Annotated in this window: 2 protein-coding genes; both read left to right on the top strand. The window is 40.3% G+C overall.

Annotation, left to right across the window (positions count from 1 at the left end; all coding sequences use genetic code 11):
• Nucleotides 1–561 (top strand): RHS repeat domain-containing protein (locus tag IT781_RS22755; protein ID WP_305076269.1); only part of this gene is annotated, 561 nt, incomplete at its 5' end.
• Nucleotides 558–1,067, top strand: a complete 510-nt coding sequence (locus IT781_RS21850) for an Imm15 family immunity protein (protein WP_194972282.1) — start codon at nt 558–560, stop codon at nt 1,065–1,067. The genes IT781_RS22755 and IT781_RS21850, both read left to right, overlap by 4 nt.
• Nucleotides 1,068–1,237 lie beyond the last annotated feature (170 nt).

The following is a 1,237-nucleotide window of genomic DNA, read 5'->3' as shown; positions in this document are numbered from 1 at the left end:
GTCTATTACTACCACCTGGATCACCTCGGCACGCCGCGCGAGCTGACCGATGCGGACGGCAAGATCGTCTGGTCGGCCCGCTACCGGGCCTATGGCGCGCTGGCGCTGGCCGATGTGGCCGAGATCGACAATCCGTTGCGGTTTCAAGGACAGTATTATGACGAGGAAACCGGGTTACACTACAACCTGAACCGGTATTACGATCCCCAGGCGGGGCGATTTATCCATCAGGACCCGATTGGCCTGGCTGGCGGCGTGAACCTGTTCCAGTATGCGGTTAATCCCATTAATTGGGTTGATCCGTTAGGGTTATCATGTACTCCTAAAGATGCTCAGAAAAAAGTAAACAAAGGGCAAGGTCCTGTTGAAATTCACCGTATTGATAAACCAGAACCAAGTGTTCCTGGGAGTCAATGGCATGCACATCACTCTGAACAAGTTAAAGGCAAACGACCAGCTCTAAATCAAGATGGCTCTACCCATGATGGTTCGCCATCATTCTCTAAGAAAACTTTAAAGTGGTTACAAGAACATGGTTGGAATGTGGACGATTGGCTATGAAAAAGTATGAAAAAGAATTTATTTCACTATTGAAAAAAGAGGGATTGGACAATATTGAATTATATTTTTCAGATTATGACACTTTTGAAGAAATACCTTTATTCTCAAGGTGGGCAAATATTCATTTTTTGAATGACATTGATTTTGATGGAAAAAATAAAATTCTAATACGTGAAGCAATTGAGTTGGTTTCCAATATCCTCAAAGAAGCCCCCGATTATTTAGGTGAACAATTTAATGAATACTTTATATGTGTAAGTATTACAAATTGGGAAGATATTGAAGATATAAACTGTATAACACCGAATATTTATGTTTCTAAGAGAAAAACATGGCTCTTATCTCATTTAACTATGGAAAAGAAAAATAGCTATGAAGAAGATTTGATTGACTCTTATCTATCTTCTCTAGGTTTAAATGAATATGTTTCTTATGTTGCTCATAATTTTGGCAAAGAGAGTAGACGAGTATATATAGTTAACAAAAAATTTTTCCCTATCAATTAGAGCTATAGTGCCTTGATCTATCACAGGACTCATGGGCATTACAATTTTTAGAGAAGTAAATGATGAACTTCATTGACATGGCCGTATGATGGATGGCTGCTTGTAAGGTCAGAGCCATAGGATAATGGTATGGACTCCTCCTCTTCCCTGCGGCATCACGATGTGCCAAA

This window comes from Methylobacter sp. BlB1 (assembly GCF_015476545.1).
Taxonomy (GTDB): domain Bacteria; phylum Pseudomonadota; class Gammaproteobacteria; order Methylococcales; family Methylomonadaceae; genus Methylobacter.
Note: the sequence above shows the minus strand (reverse complement) of the source record. Positions and strands in the feature narration are given on the sequence as shown.

What these genes read in the sequence shown, in the direction of transcription:
- IT781_RS21850 (WP_194972282.1), top strand. Translation starts at nt 558, where the DNA reads ATGAAAAAGTATGAAAAAGAATTTATTTCACTATTGAAAAAAGAGGGA.